Below are 20,224 nucleotides of genomic sequence, written 5' to 3' on the forward strand. Positions count from 1 at the left end.
CTTTGTCAAAAACCTTTTTGGAACGAGAATTATGTTTAAAAAAGCAACACTGCTTACAACATATTTCTACTCACCACACTACCTTTCGGAGTGGTTTGACGAGTAGCCCACCACCTCACTAATTTCTGTGAGGGGCTCAGCGTGTCATTTCACCATTGCCCTGTCTAAAAAACCATAATAATTAAAGCCTTAAGAAATATTAAACCTATTTCTGCGCGCTTAAAAAAGACAAAAGGTACTACAATGTTTCGTCAACTAACTATTGCGGCCACAGTAAGCGCTTTACTGAGCCCTGTCACTTGTGTGTATGCACAAGAAACTCAAACTGATACCAACATTGAACGAGTAGAAGTAACAGGATCTCGCTTAAAAGGCGTTGATCTGGAAGGCACTATTCCACTAACCGTGTTAGACCAAGATGCAATCAAACGCTCTGGTGCTAATACCATTCATGAATTACTCAAAGATTTATCTGTATTTAAAGGCGGAAGCGGTACGTTCTCAACCTCTGAAAGTGGTGGTACGTCTACCTCCACACCAGCAGGTCAATCAGCAGCGAGCTTACGAGGCATGGGACCTTCGGCAACGCTGACATTAATAAATGGGCGAAGAGTTGCGCCTAGTTCATTTGCTGCAGGTACTGAAAACTTTGTAGATGTGAACTCTATTCCGCTAGCGGCCATTGAACGTATTGATATTTTAGCCACCGGTGCATCAGCCGTTTATGGTGCCGATGCTGTAGCGGGTGTTATTAACTACATTTTAAAAGATGATTTTGAAGGCGCTGAAATCAATACTTCGTTTGCCGATAGCTTTAATCAGCATGACGAAAGTAAAAAGCAGCTAAACTTAGTGTATGGTACAAAAGTAGGCGAGAGTAACTTAACGGTATTTGCAGATATATACGACCGTAACGCTTTTAAAGCGACCGATCGTAATTACACGGCCTCTCCCTCTTTAGTGAATGGTTACTCCTATTTACCTAAGCTGGAGAACTCACCGAATATTTATTATTTCAGCAGCCGAGACGGTAACGAACTTCCATCACCAAACTGTAAAACCGAATTAGTGACTACTGAATTTGGTGAACAAATTTGTGCTTACTACCCTAATCAAGATGACTACCTAGATACCCCATTTGAGAGCCTTTCAACCGGCTTTATGTTTAATAGTGAGCTCGGTGGTCTACAATGGCACACTGACTTTTTTTACAGCCAAACCAAGGCAAAAGCGTATTCATCGCCCTCACCTATTAACCAAATTAATGACGACGACGGCCCGTATATTTTAGAAGACGCCTTATTTATTTACGATAATGCCGATGGTAGTAATGATTTGATGGATCAACTCTACATTGACCCATTCGATACTCAAAGTGGCCGAGAAGTGTATGGTTTTGGCTTTGATGCCCGCTTTAATGCTCCAAGAACAGTGGAAGTAGAAACGAAAAACTTTCGCTTAGTAAGTAGCCTAAGTGGTGAAATTGGTGATTGGGGCTGGGAGTCTGGTGTTACTCTTTCTCGCTCACGTTCAGAGCAAGAAGCGATTGCTGGGGTTTATAATCGTTATCAGTTTCATGGCGCGATAACAGGCGAGCTTTGTTCAGACGGTACATTGGCAAGTTTTGACGGTACTGACTTAAATTGTGCATCTGGGGAGTTACTGCCTTTTTACAACCCTTTCCTTCAAGGCGACGCCGCTAACGATGCCGTTTTGGCAACAGCGCAAGCTCGCCCAACACGCAGTGGAGAAAGTACTGTTTATGGCTGGGATGCTAATTTTAATGGTGAGCTATTTACCTTTAACGAGCTACCTGCCTATGCCTCATTTGGGGTAGAAGCACGCCGTGAAGAACTAAGCGACATTCCTTCGCTTAATTCACAATCACGCCCTGAAGACGGCTACTTAGTAGATGTATTTGGTTTTGGCTCTAGTTTATCAGAGGCAGATCGTACTCAATATGCTGCTTTTGCTGAATTAAGTATTTCACTTACTGAGCAAATAGAGCTGCAAGCAGCGGGTCGATACGATCATTACGATGACTTTGGTGGCACTTTTAATCCTAAAATTGGTTTGAGCTATCGTCCTACTGACTCGTTAGTTGTTCGTGGCTCATGGTCTACGTCATTTCGTGCTCCTTCACTTACCCAAGCGGGTGTTAAATTAAGAACCACTCGTTCAACATTTGATTGTGGCGCTAACCAAGCGGTTTCAGAACTATACTGTGCAGGTCAAGGTACTGAGGTCAGTGTTAATTCACTTGAGTTGGGTAATAAAAGCCTAAAAGCTGAAGAGTCAGAAGCCATTAGTGTTGGTTTTGCGTGGAGCCCAAGTGTTGATACTAACTTAACCGTTGATTATTGGCAGTTTGATCACGAACAAGTAATCGATACCAACATGACCGCCGTGCTCGACCGCGCTATAACTGATGCATCACTGCGTTATTGTGGCATTGTGCCAGAAGGTCAACAAGGTATCTCTTACGATTATGATTTATGTGGTATAACCGATGGAGAAAATGGTAGCGGCTTAACAATTGAGCAAGATGGCGCTAATTTAAATGAAATTTTAGATAACTATCTTGAAAAGTTTCCCCAACGTAAAGATGAAGAATACTTACCTTTATTCCGTGACCACGTCATTCAACTTGAAAACACCGGTACACAAACGTTAGCAGGTATTGATATTAAGTTTGACCATAGGTTTGTATTACCAAGCGGCGATTTGACCTTTGCGTTTGACGGTACTCACTATCTTGAATATGAGCGCAATAAACCAGGTTCAGATTCAATTGAAAAGCTAGTGGGGACGTATCGTTACCCTGAAAATGTTGCGCGTATGTCAATAGATTGGGAAGCGCAAAGTTACTACCTTAACTTAGGTGCAAACTACACCAGCAGCTACGAGGATGATATAGAAGGCCTGCGTGGGCGTGAAATTGATGAACTAGATTCGCTTGGCGTATTAGACTCAAAAGGTGAGCATCAGGTTGACGATTGGCTCGTTTGGGATTTATCAGCAGGTTACTATGTTAATAAGTCACTGACCTTACGCGCACGAATCAATAATGTTTTTGATAAAGAGCCACCCACACTTTACGGTTCAAGCCGAGGCTTTGATTCAATTAACCATAATGCCTTAGGTGCTAATTATAAATTAAGTATCAGCTACCGCTTTTAACCGCTTAGCCGCAAAGCAAACGCTTTGCGGCCTTCCTTTTATTACTGGTCATGGCTACAGTGACACTGCCTATTAAGTGCTAAAGTACGTTTAAGCGTTTATTTACGCATCAACACAATGACCTTTTATTAAAGTGAAATTATGAAACAAAAACAATTTTCTATGCCAGATGCCAGCATCATTTTGCTGTGTGTGGCAGTGGTTGCCTATATGGCCACGGTATTTATTACCCCTGGGGTATTTAATGCAGAATCTGGTAGCCACACTGTGCAGCTTTCACAATATCAAGCCGTTAACGACCAACAATCACCACCTGTTTTTGCACAAGGTGGCGACATTGGTTTAGCAAATGTATTGTTTGAAGGCTTAGTGTCGGGTGATAAATATGGTGCAGCTATTGGCGTAATGGCGTTTATTTTAATCACTGGCGGTGCCTTTGGCATTATTATGAAAACCGGCGCGATTAATAACGGCATTATGGCACTTATTAATAAAACCCAGCGGGTTGAATGGCTGTTTATTCCCTTACTGTTTTTACTATTTTCGTTAGGCGGCGCGGTATTTGGTATGGGCGAAGAGGCTATTGCATTTTGTATTGTGCTGCTCCCTATTATGCAACAACTTGGCTACGACGCTAAAGTCACTGTACTTACAACTTACGTGGCCACGCAAATAGGCTTTGCCACCTCATGGATGAACCCTTTTAGCATTGCTATAGCGCAATCGATAGCTGAAATCCCAGTATTTTCTGGTGCGGGCTTTCGTATGTTAGCGTGGGCTTGTTTTACCCTTGTAGGCCTCGTGTTTACAATGCGCTATGCAAAACGGATAAAAACACAATCCCAAAAAACGGGTGATCAGCCAACGATTAAACTCAGCCTAGCCGATGCACTCACATTATTAGTGTTTGTATTGGGCATAGCCTGGGTTGTATGGGGGGTGATGGCGCGCCAATATTATATTCCTGAGCTTGCTGCACAGTTTTTTTGTATTGGCCTTATCAGTGCAATAATTGCCATCGTGTTTAAAAAGCTAACCGCGAATGAGTGCGCGGAAGCGTTTAAACACGGTGCACAAGAATTATTGCCAGCGGCGTTATTAGTCGCACTGGCTAAAGGCATTGTATTACTATTAGGCGGTAGTGATTTAACCACTCCCTCAACTCTCAACACCCTGCTTTATTACTGTGCAAGTAGCATAGCCAGTGTGCCAGATTACATTGCAGCTTGGGGAATGCTGGTGTTTCAAAGTGTATTTAACTTTTTTGTTTCATCGGGTTCAGGCCAAGCTGCCATCACTATGCCGCTGATGTCTCCACTTGGCGATTTGCTCAATGTATCAAGGCAAATTGTAGTATTGGCCTTTCAATTAGGCGATGGATTAACCAACATTTTAATTCCCACCTCAGCTAGTTTAATTGGTTGTTTAGGGGTCGTGAAATTAGATTGGGGAGAATGGGCTGCGTTTATTTGGCGCTTTGCTCTAGCACTTTTTGTATTAGCAAGCGGCTTTATATTTCTTGCTTACTTTATTAATTATCAATAAAAAGAATTTGTTATGTTAACTTTAATTCAAGGTGCAAACGTTTATGCACCTACCTACCTAGGCACACAAGATGTTTTAATTGGCGGTGGTAAAATCATTGCTATTGACGAAAATATAATCCTCGACAGCAGTGTACTCGTCAAACGAATTGACGGTAAAAATAAGCTTGTTACGCCGGGGTTTGTTGACTCGTTAGTGCATATTACCGGTGGCGGTGGCGAAGCTGGATTTGCCAGCCGCACCCCTGAAATGAACCTAACCGATGCAACCCTATCGGGCACCACCACGGTGGTGGCCGCACTGGGTACCGATTCAAGCTCACGTACGCTGACCAATTTGGTTGCCAAAGCAAAAGGCCTAAAAGAGCAAGGGCTGAATGTATTTTGCCATACCGGTTCGTATCATTTACCCGCTAAAACTCTTACTCACTCAATCACTGACGACATCATGTATATAGAGGAGTTTATAGGTGTTGGCGAAGTGGCTATTTCTGATCATCGCAGTAGCCAACCTACGGTCCAGCAATTAGCAGAATTGGCAGCCGAGGCCAAAGTAGCCGGTATGCTCAGTGGTAAAAAAGGCACCGTGAGTATTCATGTCGGCCCTGTTGATAGCCATTTAACTATTTTGCATCAAGTGGCTCAGCAAAGTGATATTAAGCTTAAACAGTTTTACCCTACGCATATGAACCGCAATAAAGCACTTCTTGATGCCGGTATTCACTTTTGTGATCAGGGCGGTACTATCGACTTTACCACCAGCACCACCGACTACGATTTAGCCCATGGTGAATATGCAGCAGCCCATGCCCTTGCCTACTGCTTAGAACAAGGCGTAGCACCAAATCAACTCACTATGAGCTCAGATGGCCATGCTAGTTTACCTATTTTTGATAAAGACTTTAGCTTATTAGGGTTAGAGGTAGGCAAAGAGTCCTCTTTATTAACCTCGTTTCAGCAAGCAGTTAAGCAATATAACGTCCCTATTGAGCACGCTTTAATGAGCATAACCAGTAACCCTGCCGATATTTTAGGAGTTGATAAAGGCCGCCTTAAAACAGCGAGCGACGCGGATGTTGTGCTTCTCGATAAAGAGACCTTAACCCCTGAGTATGTATGGGCTAACGGCACTTTAATGGTGCAAAACACCCATGCAGTCATAAAAGGAGTGTTTGAATAAGTTAGTACATCTAAAATGCTGCTGAAATATTTCAGTAGCATTTAACACCAAAGAGTTTATTACCCTAGTTTAAACAAATATCAATCCAACAAGGTCACTAGAACCTAGTTGTTAAATTCAGCTACTTTTCGCAGAAGCTAAGTTTTTTGCCGTAAAAAACAGACCATTTTGATTTATATATTCAGCATAAACCTGAGCACTCATAGGTTTAGAAAAGTAATAACCTTGAAACTCTTTACATCCCATTTCGGACATTATTAAGACCTGCTCTTCGGTTTCTACTCCCTCGGCTACACACTTAATATTAAGTTCATCACACATCACATGCATGGCTTTAACTAAACTTTTTTGACGTGTAGAGCTTGTAACCTTACTTATTAAAGAGCGATCCAATTTAAGTTTATCAATAGGATAATCAGCAAGTCGTGCAATATTCGAGTATCCAACACCAAAGTCATCCACTGTAATAGTGAACCCCCAATCTTGCAGAGTTTGCATAAGTTTTAGAGAGTGAACTTGGTTAGCCTCAAGTGACGTTTCAGTAAGCTCTAATTCTATTTGATTCGGTTTTACATTAAAATCCGCCAAATATTTTACCAATTTTGACATAAAATCAGCTTGGCTAAAATCGAGCAAAGATATGTTTATTGCTACGGGTAAAAGTGGCAAACCAACTTTACTCCATTGGGCAATTTGAGCGCAGACTTTTTGAATAATTAAGTCCGTTAATCGGCTAATCATTCTGTACTCTTCCGCAATAGGAATAAATACAGCGGGCGATACACAGCCAAGTACAGAGCTATGCCAACGAGCTAATGCTTCAAGCCCTATACATTCACCTTTTGCATCTACTTTAGGTTGATAATGTACTGACAGATCATTTTGTTGCAAAGCTTCATCAAGTAACATGGAAATTTCATACTTTTCCATAAAGGCCTGTGATTGTTTTTGATTGTAACCATTAAATGGCAAGTTATAGTCTGCGAGTTTGAGCGCCTCACACGCATTACTAAGAACAATCGCACTATTTTCACCATGCTCTGGGCACTTAGCAAAACCAAATAAAAATGATTGTTGGTAATTAGTACCAAACACATCATAAGTTTGATCTAAGGTGCTTTTAATTTGTATTAATAACTTGTTTTGCTGTTCACTTGAGCTTGAACCAATAATAAAGCCAAGTTTGCCACCTTCTATATGCGCACAAAGCAAAGGCCCCTCTGACATTGCTTTTAAGCGCTTATAAGCAGTAATTAGCAATGATTGGGAGTCAGCTTTGTTAAGTTTTAAATTTAAATATTCACTATTTGCGCTTTGTGTAACGACAATATAAAACCCTTTTTGGTATTTAGACGTTAATCTATCGCATTGCATCTCAAACCACTCTCGATTAGGCAGTTTCGTCTGCGAGTCTCTAAACCTTAGACGTTTGTTCTCTTGCTCCATCATGGACAAATTTTGTTTAATTAATTGCTCTTGCGTGCAATCATAAAAGTCATACACTCGGTAATTTGTACTCATTGCTATTTGCTGGAAATTACTCTTATAGTAGCGATTCTTATATTCTATGATTTGATTTTTTATATTTAACTCTTTGCTATTAAGTGCAGGAAATAACCCATCAATTCTCACAGCCTTTTCTTTCAAGCTGTTTTTTAATCCAAACATTTCAATAGCGTGTTGATTTAAATCTGTAATTACTAAATTTTCGTCGACAATAATTTTAGCTTTATTAGATTCAGTAAATAAGGTGCGATAAAGCTCATTTTTATCTTTAAGGAAGCTATTAGCATTTAACATGGTTTTGTTTAAACGTTTGGCAGCAACAATTGTTCGCGCAGTAGCAAGTGGAATACAAATATTAAAAAATAAAAATATCAGGCCTGTAATATATAAGCCAGCTTCTGGTAATTGGCTTGCTATTCCTGAATAGCCAGATAAATCAACATTATTAATAATCATGTAAAAAGGTATGATGTTTAAAATACCGTAGGCCAAAGCCGTTCTGTAACCGAGTAGCATAAGAGCAATGATGGGACATGAATACATAAACATAGAACCCACCTTTGCAAGCTCTAAGTCAGTTAAAAATAAATTCATTGATAAACTACCGGCAACGATAGTTAATAAAAGTGCGTTTGCACTAAATGTGTAAAATCGCTTACTTGCTAATAAAAGACTCAAAGCAATAGTGAAAAAACTAATAGTAATAACTGCAATGTAAATTAGGTTGAATTCAATTGCGCGGGTGTATGTATAACAAACTACCAAAAAACAGAGCAAAGTAACGAGAGTTAAAATTATCCGCAGTGCACTCACCCGCCAATGTGCGACTTCATCATGGGCAGTATGATGATCGTTAAGTAAGAAGTACTTATTGAGAAAGTGCATAATAAACAACAGTTAATTCATGTCATTCAATTAAACATTGATATGTTGCGAAAATCAATTAAATAAGTCTAATAGTTAATCCAATTGAAGTAGTTATCCAAGGTAGCTTAATGCAAAATAATTATCTAATATGACCACTTTCATAAATTGGGGTTACCCAATATTTTAACGGCGTGTACTTACAAACAGGACTTAACGCCGTTTTTACTATGGCAAGTTCTGATAATAAAATATGCACCTCAAATTGATAAAAACTGCGATGCCCTTCTACTTGCTCGGCAATATCAAACTCGCTGTGCTCTTTGCTATAGCCTTGAATTTTTTTTAAGTTAAAGCCGGTTATACAGTCTATGCCTATTAATATATCAACTACGTCATCTTTTATATTTGTGGGTGCATTTAGGGTAAAAAGTAACTGTTCAGCCATGTTTCTTCTCCAACCAACCATAAAAGATAGGTAATAAATAAAGTGTTGTAATAGTGGAGGTAATTAACCCGCCAATAACTACGATAGCTAATGGCTTTTGTATTTCAGCCCCTGGACCTGTTGCAAACACCAACGGCAATAAACCAAACATAGCGGTTGTCGCGGTCATTAATACAGGGCGTAGCCGCCTACTAGCACCATCTAAAATGCACTGCGTTACATTTGCAGCAAACATTTTAGTTTGTTCAAAATAGCTGATCATCACAATCGCATTAAGTACGGCTACCCCCAATAGGGCAACAAACCCTACCGATGCAGGCACCGATAAATATTCATTACTAATATACAAAGCAATCACCCCGCCCATCAGCGCAAACGGGATATTGGCAATAATCAGCATTGATTTAGATAGCGATTTAAAGGTAGTAAATAAAATAATAAATATTAATATTAACGCCACAGGAATGAGTACTAATAAATTTTGCGTTGCGCGTTGCTGACTTTCAAACTCGCCACCAAAAGATAAAGTAAATCCACTGGGTAACTTTATATTACTGCTAATTTTAGCTTTAAGTTCATTCACGTAACTCACCACATCACGGTTATCTACGTTGACGCTAACTGAGGCAAAGCGCTTAGCCTTTTCGCGCTCTATTAACAATGGCCCTGTTTTAAAACCAATACTAGCAACGTCTTCAAGCGGCATTAAGCTATTATCTGGCATTAAAATAAGGCTACTTTTTAGCGCGTGAATAGAAGATAAATCCACTAATTGGTTTTTAGCTGTGGCACTATTAAATACAATAGGAATAACACGGTTACCCTCTTGCAGCGTAGACACCTGTAATCCTTCAAGCTGAGACTTTAAATACTCACTTAATGTTTGCGTTGTTAAACCAAATTGACTCGCAACCTCAGGGTTAAGCTTAATATTAACGTATTTGCCCCCTTCAATAAGCGCCATTTGCACATCACTTGCCCCCTCAATACGATTTGCAAGCGCAGTGATTTTTTCTGCAAGCGATGACAAGGTTGCAATGCCGTTACCAAACACTTTAATTGAAATATCGCCAGTGCCACCCGTTAGCATTTCTGATACGCGCATTTGAATAGGTTGAGTAAAGCCAATATTAACACCTGGAAATTGCGCAAGCGTTTGGCGAATATGCTCTATTAGTTGCGCTTTTGTAGCAAAGCGCCATTGCTCTTTTGGTGCCAGCTCCATAAACACATCGGTTTCGTTTAATCCCATTGGATCAAGCCCCAGTTCATCCGATCCAGTACGCGCGACAATTTGCACTATTTCAGGAGTATTTTTTAACAGAGTGGCTTCAATTTGCTTGTCTATATCAAGGGAAGCTTGCAATGAAATACTGGGAGATTTTTCAAGTTGAACAATAATGTCGCCTTCATCTAGCACTGGCATAAAGCTTTTACCAAGTCCCTGAAATAACACGCCACTGAGGATCAGTACCATTATTGAAGTAACACTTATTAGCATTGGCTTTTTAATCGCCTCAGCAAGGGTTTTACTATAAAAGCCTTGTAACAAAGTCACCATTTTAGGCTGTTTTACGGGTTCATTTTTCAACAATAGCGAGGCTAAAATAGGAATAACTGTAAGCGATAACAATAGCGCACTTAACATAGCAAATACGATAGTGAGCGCTACAGGGGTAAATAATTTCCCCTCAAGCCCGGTGAGCATTAACAGTGGTGAAAATACAATAATAATAATGATAGTGCCTGAAAAAACCGGTGCAGCAACCTCTTTACAGGCGCGATAAATAACATGTAGCCTAGGTAAATGTTGATTATTAGCCAGCCGATTTAAAATATTTTCAACAATGACAACCGATGAATCCACCAGCATACCAATTGCTATCACTAAGCCCCCTAAGCTCATTAGATTGGCTGATAAATTAAACTGTTTCATCATAATGAAAGTTAACAGCGCCGACATAGGTAACGATAACGACACCACCAAAGAGGAGCGAATATCCCCTAAAAACAACGCCAATAATACAATTACTAAAATGATAGCTTGGCCTAATGCGCCGGTAATTGTGCTAATTGCGGTGTTAATAAGATTAGAACGATCGTAAAACACGTTTATGCTGGTACCTTGCGGCAGTGAGGCTTCGATTTGGCGCAGTTTACTTTTTACCTCTGTCAACAGTTGCGCTGTGTTACTATTTTTAAGCGCAATAATTAGCCCTTGAACAGCTTCTTCGCTATTTTTAGTCACTGCTCCATAACGAGTTAAACTTCCGACATCAACATTGGCCACATCGCTTAAGCGGATCACTTTATTTTGTGTTGATTTAACGACTGTATTTTTGATGGCCTCTAAATCGCTATATTTACCCTCAGTACGTAAAATTAACGTATCGTTACCTTTTTCTAAGCGCCCTATGCCACCATTTTGATTGGTTTGCTCTATCGCCTCTCGCAGTTGTAAAAAGCTAACTTGATGCTGCTGCATTAATAAGTTATCAGGGGCGATAGCAAACGTTTTTGCATACCCGCCTAAGCTATTTACATCGGCTACGCCACTCACGGTTCTCAATAATGGCCGTATTTGCCAATCAAGTAACTCTCTTTTTTCAATCAGCGATAATTTTGGGCTTTCTATGGTAAACATAAACACTTCAGACAGCGGCGTACTCATTGGTGCCATACCACCACTAATATTGGTAGGTAAGCTAGGTAAAATATTTAACAGCCGCTCGTTTACTTGCTGGCGCGCCCAGTAAATGTCAGTACCTTGTTTAAAGTCAATGGTAATATCGGTAATCGAATACTTGGTGGTAGAGCGCAGCATTTGCTGAGCAGGAATGCCCAGTAGTTCGGTTTCAATAATGCGCGTTACTTGGGATTCAATTTCAAGGGCGTTCATACCCGGTAATTTATAAACAATTTTTACTTGGGTAGGCGATATTTCAGGAAATGCATCCACCGGAATACTCAACCACGAGCGAGCCCCTATAACCATAGCAATAATGGCAAAAATACTAACAAACAATCGCTGCGTTAGTGAAAACTTAATAAGCAGGTTTAACATTTACTCTCTCCCTAAATGCAACAGCATTCCCTGCAATGCACTTACTGAGCTAATTAATACTTGTCGGTTATTTAAGGGGATATTGGCGCTAAAAATAAAATCTTGATTACGTGAACCAATTAACTGTACAGGCAAAAACTCGAGATGTTCGTCAGCTTTAATGGCAATATAATTGGTATTTTCAAACTCAAATAATGCCGATTTGGCAACGCTGTAACCCGTTATTTTTTTAACCGGAACCGCTTTAATACTCTGCCCAATGGTTAAGTTACATTGTGCAGAGCTTGGTGATGCCCAAATAGTTTGATGGTACTTATTAGCAATATTGTCTACGCTTTTAATTTTGAGTTGGCATTGATCAGAAACCCTAAAATAAGATACCCCTTTGCCCAAGCTAATAGGAACAGTAAACTTAACCTCAATACTATTAGGGTCAAGAATGTCGAATGCTCGTTCGCCTAACATACGATTTGCCGCTTGAGTAGGAAATTGTAATATCCCTGTTTTTGGGCTGATCAAGCTCACGTTTTCTTGCTCATCAACCTGCAAATAGCGCATTTGGTGATTTAAATGCTCAAAGCTCAGTTTAGCTGCATAGTAACTTTGCGTAATAGTGACCCACTCAGAGCTCCTAATAATTTTATTTTTAAGGTGCACCTTGTTTATATCATAATGGCTCTTAGCTACATTAAGCATGTCTTTTGCTGATTGATAAGTGTCTAAAAAGTGCTGAACATCACTGCCTTGAACAGTTGCCACAATAGCGCCTTTTTTTACATGACTACCGTTAGCGTACAAATAATTTATTTGCGCGACATCAAATGCAAACAATACCGTGTAATTTACACCCGGCTTATAACTCACTTTCCCCATTACACTTTGAGCGTTAATAAAATCGGTGGCGTGAATATTGGCAAACTGAGTATCAAATCCATTTAACTCGCTAGTAGGAATGGGAGCAAGCGTTTGCGCGGCTGACACACGGCTAATAGTTAAACAGGTCAGCACAGCAATAAATAATAACGCGTTAGAGTGTTGCACAAAATTACATCGTATTTTTGTATAATTTAACTGCATTTGGTTTGTCCGCATGTGATTAATTTTATAGAATAACCATGCCCTTTTTACGGGGTTATCGCATCAGGCATACGCCTTAACATGCCAATAAACCTTAATTTTTGTATCACAGTACATATGTCCGTTGTAAATTTAACTTACTGATAATAGAGACTTTAATGAGAGATAAAATAATTGCAGCAACACTATTGATGATCATGGTGTTAAATTTTTTTGACGTGATCATGGATTTAAAATTAGGAGTGCCGCAGTGGCATATTTTTACTGAGAGTTTAATTGTGGTTATTTCTGGCTTAGGTGCTCTGTATTTAATTAAAGATATTAACGCACGAACCAAAAAAATTAATAACCTCAAGCGCGAGTTAAACAACTCTGTGACTCAGCTAAACAATATATCGCAGGAAATGAAAGACGCGCGCCATCAATACAGTGGTGTTATACAAACTCAATTTTCTCAGTGGACACTCACTCGTAGCGAGCAGGAAGTAGCTATGCTATTACTCAAAGGGCTTAGCTTTAAAGAAATTAGCGCGCTTAGAAGCACTAAAGAAAAAACAGTACGCCAACAAGCTTCAGATATATATAGTAAAGCGGATGTAGAGGGCAGACATGAGTTTGCCGCATGGTTTTTGGAAGACTTTATGCAACAAAGGCACTATCCGCATTCAAGCTCAGCCATTAACTAATGCAGTGACTAACGCATATACTTGCACGCTATTTTAGTCAGCATTAAAGTGGCAGCTAAATTTCGCCATTATGACTCAGGACTTTAAAGCTCAAGGCCATATTTTAGAAAATAGTAATTACGTTGTATTAGTAGTTAATTATATCGTTACAGAAACGATTATGTTTTTAATAAAAATGGGCCCAATTACAGCAAAGCCTCAATCTGATTTAGACTAATAATAACGCAGTTTTTAACAATACTCGTTTTTGAAAGTTACTTTTACCTATAAAAAAACGCCTTAGCTTAATAAACTAAGGCGTTTTTAGTGTTATACGCTTAAATTAAAAAGTATATTTTGCACCTAAAGATAGGCGGCGCCCTTTAACATCGAAAAATTCTCCATCGTCGTAAGTGAACGGGTTACGTGGTGGCTCACGGTCTAGGATGTTGTTAACACCAATACGTAACTGTAGCTCATCCATTAGATAAGTTTTGTACATGAAATCAAACGTAGTGTAAGACGGGATATCATTGTAGTTGTTGTCTTCAATGGTCCAGTCGTTATCATTAACAGTTGCATGACGATAGTTCATGGTTAGCACATACGCTGAGTCATCATGAGAATAAACGGCATTAAAACGGCCCTTCCAACGAGGTGAAGCTATTTCGCCTACATCAGTTCTAAAATCTTCAGCACGGCCAGTTGAATTACTATTGTCATCAATAAGGTACGTTGCCGTTAATTTTAGTGCTAAGTCACCAGAGAACAGTTCTGTACGGTATGCAGATTCAACATCTACGCCTTTTTTGTTAATAACAGCGGCATTTATAGGACGAGTAAAGAAGTTTTCAATTTCACCCGTTTCTTTATTACGCACAACGTTACTGCAGAAAGGGTTATCTAACGATGATGACTCATAACAAAGCTCAACACTGTTACGGCCAAAGTATTCAATAGCGCCTTCTACTTCGAATGACCAGTAATCAAGCGTTATATCTAGCCCTTCCACGAACTCAGGTGTATAAATTAAGCCAATGGTGTAATCGTTAGATGTTTCATTTTCAAGGTTTTGGTTACCTTGAATATAGCCTGGTAAGCTCCCACCTGAAAGCCATTCATCTGATGGCATCCAGCCTTCAGGAAGCCCTGCTGCTTGGCAGTTTTTGATTACATTATCTTTATATTTACTGCCTGATTCAGCGATAGAGTCAGCTCTACACACATCCGCGCGACCTGAGCTAAACGTTTTTGAGTTAGGCGTGAATAAATCCCCTAGGTTGGGAGCGCGTACTGATTTAGAACGGTTTAAGCGTATACGTAACTCATCAGTTACACCCCAGTTTAGGGCTAATTTCCAGGCATTATCTTCACCCGTTACCGAGTAATCCATGTAACGAAATGCTGTTTCAAGGGTTAAATCCGTTGTTAGGAAGGTTTCTTCTAATAATGGAATTGAAATTTCAGCTGAGAGCTCATTTACATCAATCTCACCATCCATTGGAAGGCTTGAATTACCAAAAATTAAGCCTTTTTGCATATTTTCAGACGGTGTAATAGTTGCTGACTCACGGCGGTGCTCAGCGGTAAATGCAGCTGCAACATAACCGGCAGGTAGCTCAAATAAGGCGCCATCTAAAGTAACAGCAAACACGGCTTGATCGTGTTGTGCAAAGCGCGTTGCATCAGTCGCTATATAGTCTAACTGTGCTGGTGTTGCCGAAGTCGCGCCCATTGTGTTAAATGGTGTACAACCAGAGATAGCCCCAATAACTTCGCCGTCTGCATTACGCTTAGCACATACTACATTGCCTTGGTATTCAACGGCATCAATAGAGTTAGCCAAGTTTTGCGTTAATACTTCGCCAGTCCAAAGAGTATCTTGCTCGATGCGACCAAATTGTGCGTAAGCAGAGTAGCCCCAGTCATCACTTAATATACCTTCAGCGCCTATTGAAGTACGGAATACTTCACGCTCTTGGTTATATGCACGATCGCCCCATAAGTTTTCGTTAGCTTGGCGAAGTGTGACTGATGTCAGCCCATTGTCGTCCATTACTTTAGCCATATCGCTTTTTATAAATGCATTGTCGCGACGTATTGTATGGCGGAAGAAGGCTGGAGAGCTCTCTGTGGTTGCATCAGTTTTTGAATAAGTAAAGTCAAAAGTAAGTGCATGGTCGTCATTAAGTTCATAAGTACCATACGCTGAAGCAATCATACGATCTAGTGGCGTTTGAAAGTACTCTTTATAGCCGTGGCCAAAAACACCATCGCCTTGATTTTGACCATCTTGGAAGTAGCCTGTAGCGTCTCGCCCAACTCCTGGGTTTGGAATACGACCTAAACCATAGTCAAACGGTTTTAGGTTACCATTTGCATCAAATGTGTAGTGGTGATTGTCATAGCCGTTATCAGCAAAGGCGTCTTTGGTAAAAAAGTCACCACCTTCTGAGTAGTAAGCAAGGCCAGTTGGTTGACCTAAAACAACACGTGAAGGGATACCGTCGTCACCACTTGTATTTACAGGGTTTGCGAATGAGTTCACAGGGTTACGGTAAAAATCACGGCTCAGCTTGCCATAGCTTTTGTTTTCTGTGTAATTAAATGAAGCAATAAAAGAGAGTTTATCGCCTTCCATACCACCTGTAATTGAGAAGTTGTTTTGCTCGCCGCCACTTTGCTCTGGACGTACAGTAGAAACATCAAGTTCAATCCCATCCATTGATTTTTTAGTAATGATATTTACAACACCAGCTACAGCATCTGCACCGTAAACGGCTGCAGCACCACCTGTAGCAATCTCGATACGCTCAATCATTGTGGTAGGAATGTTGTTTAAATCAACTGCAGTGTCACCCACAGAACCAGGCACAAAGCGACGACCATTAACAAGCACTAATGTACGCTCTGATCCCAAACCACGAAGATCGGTTGTGTTAAGACCTGACGCATAAATAGTGTTAGTCGTTGTTTCTGGTGATAGGCCAACCGTCGCTTGTGGCATTTCTGCAAGCAAATCATTAACGTTAGTAATACCTTGGTTTTCCATCTCAACGCCGCTGATCACAGTCACAGGCGTTGGCGAGGTTAGGTTAAAGCGCTTAATTTTTGAACCAGTCACTTGAATGCGTTCAACTGGTTTAGCATCTGCTGTTGACTGAGCGAATGCACTCGATGCGCCAATAGCACCTGTTACAAGTACTGTATTAACTGCTGCTGCGATAAGATTTATTTTTTTCAACATAACACCTTTCTTTTTACAGAGTGACTTAGTTTGTGATCTCTGCTAGTTAGCCTGAGGAAAAGTTACTTTTGCTAAGCCATTATTTACATGAACGTTAAATATATGCCTTACAATGTAACCAAATGTAATTTATCAGCATTTTTAACACAGGAATAAAGTTGAGTCTCACCAGCCAACAATGTGTCAAATGTTAAAGATAAGTTTTTTATGTTTTTTTTATGAATAATTATTGGTAACACGCTAATTTAAAATGATTTTTTTTGTAAAAATAGATTTACGAACCCAGAATTAACGTAAATAACACCAAAAAAAACAAGCCAAATTAACCTCTTGATAATATTATATAAATATAAAAGCTTTATTTTTAATCAATAATGTTAAAAACGCTCAAAAACTAGCGTTCACTTTTTGTGCGCTTGGTTCTTTTTAGGGAACTTTATTTAGAGGGCTTACTTTTAATGGTTAATTAAACCTCGATGCGCGCACTTTTTAACCGGGCGTTTCTTCGTTAACAACATCGTTTATAGCAAAATCGAGTTTGATACTTGCACTCGTATTTTTTAGCAATTTAGGTATAGTTGCTGCAATATTTTAATAAATCGGATTTTACATGACTCACTCTACTTATCCTATTGGCACACCCGGCAAGCAATGGAATCACGAGGATAAAGCGCATTGGCTGGCATGCCAAAGTATCAAGCGAAGCTATCAACAAGAAGTCGTAACATTAATTGATGAACTTAAAAGCACTCTAGAAGTACAGCAATACGGTGAGCTTAATTATGCCGCAGGTAGCTACCTTTTGTACGCGTTAAAAACCACTGATTTTGATACAAACAAAGCCACTGTTTTAATTACTGGCGGCGTACATGGCTACGAAACCAGTGGTGTTCATGGCGCTTTAAGGTTCGCTAAAACATTGGCAAATAAGTACGCTGAGCACTTTAATATTGTAATTACCCCCTGTATTAGCCCATGGGGCTATGAAACAATTAATCGTTGGAACCCTGATGCGGTCGACCCTAATCGCTCTTTTTATCAGGGCAGCACAGCACAAGAATCAGCGGCAGTGATGAACTATGTGCAATCTTTAAATACTGATTTAATCGCGCATATAGATTTACATGAAACAACAGATTCGGATAACAGTGAATTTAGACCTGCACTTGCAGCACGCGAAGGCAAAGTAAACACCAATTGGAATATTCCAGATGGCTTTTATTTAGTGGCTGATAGCAACAAACCTGAACCCGCTTTTCAAAAAGCAATTATTGAACACGTTGAAAAAGTAACGCATATTGCACCTAGTGATGAAAACCAGCTGTTAATTGGCGTTCCACAAACACAATTTGGGGTAATTAATTATGCAGGGCGTGATTTAGGCTTATGTATGGGATTTTCTGAAGCTGCGTATGTCACCACCACTGAAGTATATCCAGACAGTGCAACGGCTAACCCTGAAGAGTGTATATTAGCGCAAGTTGCTGCAATTTCAGGTGCCTTAGACTACATTATTAATAAGTGACCAACGCAGTAGATAATGAATAAAAGGGGCGGCTATTGAAATTTGAAAATAACTACGGCAGTTATAGCTTGCGCGTTGAAGGTAATATAGCTATTGGGCAGTTTAAAGGTAACTTAAACCCTCAGTTATTAAATCATTTTAAAGCCGCTTTATTAAATACCATTGAACCGTTTAAGCATTTGCCTTGGGGTTATATTAGCCACTCTCCCGAAGTGATTGCTGCTACCCCCGATGCTGAAAAAAACATGATAGATGTAAGCCAAACAATGGGGATTAATAACTGTTTGATCAGTGCGTTTGTCCTCACCTCGCCTATTGCTATAAGGCAATTGCAGCGGATTATGCACAGCTCTGGCCGTGATGCTCATTTACAAGAGTGCTTGTTTGATGATTTTCAAAGCGCCAAAAAATTTGTAATTAAGCAGCTAGCCCTAGCCGAGTCAGGTTGTTAACTGGCTAGGACTCATACTTTATTAATTTTTATAAAACTGACTGTCTTTGGTAATAGTAATTGCAGGATCTTCTTGCGAAGTAATCACAAAACTCAGCTTACTCACTTTGCGTGCTAAGTCGTAACCGTCTGCTGTCACCGTTACCGGCACACTTTTCATCAGCCCAGGCTCTACTAATATAGCATTTGGGCTTTGCAATGTAGTCCCCTCTAAACCGCTAATTGAAATTGAATAATGCAGCGGTTGCTGAGTTTTATTGATAATAGTAAGTGTGTAAGGATTTTCAACTAAGCCTTCGTAATTTACCCGATACAATGCGTTTCTATCTCTAAGCACAGAAGCTTCTATAGGGGTGCGTTGTAACATCCAAGCAAACATAGATAAAATTAATAGCGCAGTTAACGCCCCATAACCTACAAGTTTAAGCCTAAATGGATTAGTTTTTTGCCCTGCCATTTGCTTTTCACTGGCGTATTTAATTAAGCCTTTTTCGTAGCCAAACTTATCCATGGTGTCGTCACAAGCGTCAATACATAAACCACAGTTAATACATTCATATTGCAAGCCATTGCGAATATCAATCCCTGCAGGGCATACCTCCACACATAAGTTACAGTCTACGCAATCACCTAAATTAAGCGCTTTAGGTTCAGCTTTGCGTTTACGTGGGCCACGATTTTCACCCCGCTCACTATCGTAAGTAACCACCAGCGTATCTTTATCAAACATCACCGATTGAAAGCGAGAATACGGACACGCCACAGTACACATTTTTTCACGTAAAAAGCCCGCATTTCCATAAGTACAAAACGCAAATAAAAATACCCAAAAACTGGTGATCCCAGACCACTCTAAATTTAACATTTCGAGGTACAAGGTTTTAGCGGGGATAAAATACGCTAAAAATGAGGTCGCCGTGAGTACCGAAATAACCAGCCAAGCACTGTGCTTAGTGATTTTTTTTCGCCATTTGGTAATATCCCATGGGCTCTTATCAAGCTTAATACGCTGGTTACGCGTACCCTCTACACGTTGCTCAACCCAAGAAAACATTAACATCCAAATGGTTTGTGGGCAGGTATAACCACACCATACTCTGCCAAGCCAGTTGGTAACAAAAAATAGGGCAAACGCTCCCACCATAAACAGCATGGCTAAAATCATAAAGTCTTGAGGGAGCAAGGTAAGGCCAAAAATAGTAAATTTTTGGGTGGCCACATCCAATAAAACCGCTTGCTGACCGTTATATTGAATCCATGGAATGGCAATAAAACTCAGCATTAACAACCAGCCTAAATTGCGACGTATACGTTGAAAAAAACCTTTTTGCTCGCGTATATAAATTGGCCCCTCTTCTTTATAGGGCTTAATGATCATGTCTTCTTCTTTAATATCAAACTTCATGCTACTTACTTCATAGTGACGGGTATTAAGCAAGTATTTGCAACTTTCAGACCACACTGAAAGTTAAA

At 40.0% G+C, this 20,224-nt stretch carries 12 protein-coding genes; 6 read left to right on the plus strand and 6 right to left on the minus strand.

Annotated features, from left to right (window positions below; all coding sequences use genetic code 11):
• Positions 1-243: 243 nt before the first annotated feature.
• The 3 genes from CWB75_RS12530 (at position 244) to iadA (ending at position 5,904) form a co-directional block, all read left to right on the plus strand.
• Entirely contained in the window at positions 244-3,180 is a 2,937-nt protein-coding gene (locus CWB75_RS12530; RefSeq protein ID WP_138570818.1) for a TonB-dependent receptor domain-containing protein, read from the plus strand.
• A gap of 141 nt (positions 3,181-3,321) precedes the next feature.
• Positions 3,322-4,725: a putative basic amino acid antiporter YfcC gene (yfcC, locus tag CWB75_RS12535; protein WP_138570819.1), complete on the plus strand. Its 1,404-nt coding sequence runs from the start codon at positions 3,322-3,324 to the stop codon at positions 4,723-4,725.
• 12 nt (positions 4,726-4,737) lie between these two features.
• A complete protein-coding gene (gene iadA, locus CWB75_RS12540; protein ID WP_138570820.1) occupies positions 4,738-5,904 on the plus strand; it encodes a beta-aspartyl-peptidase in 1,167 nt (388 codons plus the stop codon).
• Between the two features lie 117 nt (positions 5,905-6,021).
• Here iadA and CWB75_RS12545 read toward each other — a convergent pair whose 3' ends face one another.
• The 4 genes from CWB75_RS12545 to CWB75_RS12560 all read right to left on the minus strand — a co-directional run bounded on the left by CWB75_RS12545 (position 6,022) and on the right by CWB75_RS12560 (position 12,827).
• Positions 6,022-8,295, minus strand: a complete 2,274-nt coding sequence (locus CWB75_RS12545) for a putative bifunctional diguanylate cyclase/phosphodiesterase (RefSeq protein ID WP_138570821.1) — start codon at positions 8,293-8,295, stop codon at positions 6,022-6,024.
• Positions 8,296-8,416: 121 nt separating this feature from the next.
• A complete protein-coding gene (locus tag CWB75_RS12550) occupies positions 8,417-8,722 on the minus strand; it encodes a DUF3240 family protein (RefSeq protein ID WP_075169425.1) in 306 nt (101 codons plus the stop codon).
• The gene (locus CWB75_RS12555) at positions 8,715-11,786 is read right to left on the minus strand and encodes an efflux RND transporter permease subunit (protein WP_138570822.1); all 3,072 of its coding nucleotides are present in this window, start codon (positions 11,784-11,786) and stop codon (positions 8,715-8,717) included. Before CWB75_RS12555 ends, CWB75_RS12550 begins: the two co-directional genes overlap by 8 nt.
• Positions 11,787-12,827 (minus strand): efflux RND transporter periplasmic adaptor subunit, encoded by a 1,041-nt coding sequence (locus tag CWB75_RS12560; RefSeq protein WP_249362328.1) that lies wholly within the window; start codon positions 12,825-12,827, stop codon positions 11,787-11,789.
• A gap of 194 nt (positions 12,828-13,021) precedes the next feature.
• Between CWB75_RS12560 and CWB75_RS12565 the strand changes: the two genes are divergently transcribed.
• Positions 13,022-13,549, plus strand: coding sequence for a helix-turn-helix transcriptional regulator (locus CWB75_RS12565; protein WP_054200642.1), 528 nt, complete (start codon positions 13,022-13,024; stop codon positions 13,547-13,549).
• Between the two features lie 322 nt (positions 13,550-13,871).
• Here the strand turns inward: CWB75_RS12565 and CWB75_RS12570 are convergent, their stop codons facing one another.
• Positions 13,872-16,775: a TonB-dependent receptor plug domain-containing protein gene (locus CWB75_RS12570; RefSeq protein ID WP_138570824.1), complete on the minus strand. Its 2,904-nt coding sequence runs from the start codon at positions 16,773-16,775 to the stop codon at positions 13,872-13,874.
• A 610-nt stretch (positions 16,776-17,385) separates the two neighbouring features.
• On the opposite strand from CWB75_RS12570, the gene CWB75_RS12575 reads away from it, so the two are divergent.
• Together CWB75_RS12575 and CWB75_RS12580 are read left to right on the plus strand one after the other, a co-directional pair.
• Positions 17,386-18,300, plus strand: a complete 915-nt coding sequence (locus CWB75_RS12575) for a M14 family metallopeptidase (protein ID WP_138570825.1) — start codon at positions 17,386-17,388, stop codon at positions 18,298-18,300.
• A 35-nt stretch (positions 18,301-18,335) separates the two neighbouring features.
• The gene (locus CWB75_RS12580; protein WP_138570826.1) at positions 18,336-18,752 is read left to right on the plus strand and encodes a hypothetical protein; all 417 of its coding nucleotides are present in this window, start codon (positions 18,336-18,338) and stop codon (positions 18,750-18,752) included.
• Positions 18,753-18,773: 21 nt separating this feature from the next.
• On the opposite strand, the gene ccoG is transcribed toward CWB75_RS12580, so the two are convergent.
• Positions 18,774-20,156, minus strand: a complete 1,383-nt coding sequence (gene ccoG / locus CWB75_RS12585; protein ID WP_138570827.1) for a cytochrome c oxidase accessory protein CcoG — start codon at positions 20,154-20,156, stop codon at positions 18,774-18,776.
• Between the last annotated feature and the right edge of the window lie 68 nt (positions 20,157-20,224).

This window comes from Pseudoalteromonas sp. S1608, from assembly GCF_005887265.1.
GTDB classification, from domain to species: domain Bacteria; phylum Pseudomonadota; class Gammaproteobacteria; order Enterobacterales; family Alteromonadaceae; genus Pseudoalteromonas; species Pseudoalteromonas undina.

Coding starts and splice junctions, on each gene's coding strand:
- CWB75_RS12530 (WP_138570818.1), top strand. CDS start 244: ATGTTTCGTCAACTAACTATTGCGGCCACAGTAAGCGCTTTACTGAGC.
- yfcC (WP_138570819.1), top strand. CDS start 3,322: ATGAAACAAAAACAATTTTCTATGCCAGATGCCAGCATCATTTTGCTG.
- iadA (WP_138570820.1), top strand. CDS start 4,738: ATGTTAACTTTAATTCAAGGTGCAAACGTTTATGCACCTACCTACCTA.
- CWB75_RS12545 (WP_138570821.1), bottom strand. CDS start 8,295: ATGCACTTTCTCAATAAGTACTTCTTACTTAACGATCATCATACTGCC.
- CWB75_RS12550 (WP_075169425.1), bottom strand. CDS start 8,722: ATGGCTGAACAGTTACTTTTTACCCTAAATGCACCCACAAATATAAAA.
- CWB75_RS12555 (WP_138570822.1), bottom strand. CDS start 11,786: ATGTTAAACCTGCTTATTAAGTTTTCACTAACGCAGCGATTGTTTGTT.
- CWB75_RS12565 (WP_054200642.1), top strand. CDS start 13,022: ATGAGAGATAAAATAATTGCAGCAACACTATTGATGATCATGGTGTTA.
- CWB75_RS12570 (WP_138570824.1), bottom strand. CDS start 16,775: ATGTTGAAAAAAATAAATCTTATCGCAGCAGCAGTTAATACAGTACTT.
- CWB75_RS12575 (WP_138570825.1), top strand. CDS start 17,386: ATGACTCACTCTACTTATCCTATTGGCACACCCGGCAAGCAATGGAAT.
- ccoG (WP_138570827.1), bottom strand. CDS start 20,156: ATGAAGTTTGATATTAAAGAAGAAGACATGATCATTAAGCCCTATAAA.